2 protein-coding genes are annotated in these 1983 nt (G+C 70.2%); both read right to left on the bottom strand.

What is annotated here, in order from left to right:
• Positions 1-243: 243 nt before the first annotated feature.
• Complete coding sequence (locus D588_RS0114490) at positions 244-861, bottom strand: DUF4124 domain-containing protein (RefSeq protein ID WP_017916494.1); 618 nt, start codon at positions 859-861, stop codon at positions 244-246.
• 159 nt (positions 862-1020) lie between these two features.
• On the bottom strand, positions 1021-1863 hold the full coding sequence (gene metF / locus D588_RS0114485; protein WP_017916493.1) for a methylenetetrahydrofolate reductase [NAD(P)H]: 843 nt from the start codon (positions 1861-1863) through the stop codon (positions 1021-1023).
• Positions 1864-1983 lie beyond the last annotated feature (120 nt).

Below are 1983 nucleotides of genomic sequence, written 5' to 3'. Positions count from 1 at the left end.
GATGCCAAAGTCGGGGTTTTTAGAGGTGCCCTGAAGTCCCTCCCACAGTGTCCGACGAGGCTGGCGCCGCTCCTGGGCGGGGGGAGCCGCGTACGGGGGAACCGCTGTTGCGGTTCCAGAATCCCCAATCCCCAATCCCGGCTCCACCGCGTCGCGGCTGAAGCCGATCCTACAGGTGACGCAGTGCGCGCGCAGGGAGCCGCTTTCGCGATTCCCCAATCCCCATTCCCCATTCCCGGCTCCTCAGAAACTGATCCAGAAGCAGTCGTACTGCCTGCGCAGGTCCAGCACGGTGGAGGCGGGGGTGATGCTGCCGGCGAGGGTCTGCTGCAGGCGCAGGCCGGTCGGATGCGGGCGCGATGGTGCCTCGCCACCGTCGGCATCCCCCGCGGCCGACGTGGCCGTTGTCGCGGGCGCGGCTGTCGACGACGTGCCGGCTGCGGGAGCGGTCGTCCCGACGGTGTCCGGCAACACCGGCACGATCGCCACCAGGGGGCGGCGCACGATCGCCTCCAGCCGGTCGAAGATGCGCTGCGCGCCGTCGTCGGAAACGCCGTTCCACCAGTACAGTGCCGATAGCCGGTTGACGTCGCGGGCGTCCACGGCACTGCGGATCTGCTGGACCAGCACGCTGAGCCGGCGCACGCACTGCGGCGGCGCCAGGCCGCGAGCGGCGCTGCCGACATTGCCGGGCGCCACCGGTGGCGGCAGGCGATCGATCGCGCCGAGGTCCTCGCAGCGGCGATCGCTGAACACGGTGGTGCCGTCGGAGCCGGTGCAACGGTTCACCCGCTGCGCCATCGCGGGCGTGGCGAGGCCCCACAGGCACAGGAGCAGCAGCATCGGCGGGAGCAGGCGCATCGCCGCAGGGTAGCCGCAGTCGGCGTGACCGCGGAGCGAATGCCTTACGAGCGGGGATTGGGGATTCGGGATTGGGGATTCGCCAAAGCGAGGCTTCGCGCTGCTGTTGCCATTCCCGAATCCCGAATCCCGAATCCCTAGCGACAGCGGCCGCGACACTCAGCCGGCGGCGACGTCGCCGCGCAGACGTGCCAGGACGCTGGTGGTGGGCTTGGCCAGGTTGAGCGTATAGAAATGCAGCCCGGGGGCGCCGCCGTCGACCAGGCGTTGGCACAAGGTGGCGACCACGTCGGCGCCGAACTCGCGGATGGCCTCGGCATCGTCGCCGTAGGCCTGCATGCGCTTGCCGATCCAGCGCGGGATTTCCGCGCCGCACTGCTCGGAGAAACGCCGCAGCTGGCTGAAGTTGGAGATCGGCATGATGCCGGGCACGATCGGGATCTGCACGCCGAGCTTGCGCACAGCGTCGACGAAGTGGAAGTAGGCGTCGGCGTTGTAGAAGTACTGGGTGATGGCGGCATCGGCGCCGGCATCGACCTTGGCCTTGAAGTGGCGCAGGTCGCTGAGCGCGTCGTGGGCCTGCGGGTGCGTCTCCGGATACGCGCCCACTTCCAGATGGAAGGCGTCGCCGTGCTCGGCGCGGATGAAGGCGATCAGGTCGGCGGCATAGCGCAGGTCGCCCGGGTGGCCCATGCCCGACGGCAGGTCGCCACGCAGCGCGACCAGGCGGCGGCAGCCGATGGCGCGGTACAGCTTGAGCAACTCGCGGATCTCCTCGCGGCTGCCGCCCACGCAGGACAGGTGCGGCGCGGCCTCGAAACGGTGGTGCTGCTTGAGGTGGCGCACGGTCTCGGAGGTGTAGCTCAAGGTCGAGCCGCCGGCGCCGAAGGTGCAGGAGACGTACTCCGGGGCGTAGGCCTTGAGCCGCGCGGCGGTGCGGTCGAGCTGCGCGCGCTGCTCGTCGGTCTTGGGCGGATAGAACTCGAAGCTGATGGCGGTCATGGGCGCAACGCAGCGGGCGGTGTGGCGAGTATATCTCTTCATCCGGATGGATGTGCAAGGGGCGCGGCCGCGCGATCGCCGCGTCGCCCGGGGGCGGCGACGCGCTCCCCGCGCGGCGCG

This window comes from Xanthomonas sp. SHU 308, assembly GCF_000364645.1.
Classification (GTDB): domain Bacteria; phylum Pseudomonadota; class Gammaproteobacteria; order Xanthomonadales; family Xanthomonadaceae; genus Xanthomonas_A; species Xanthomonas_A sontii.
The sequence above is the reverse complement of the archived record's forward strand: the minus strand, read 5'-3'. Positions and strand labels throughout refer to the sequence as shown.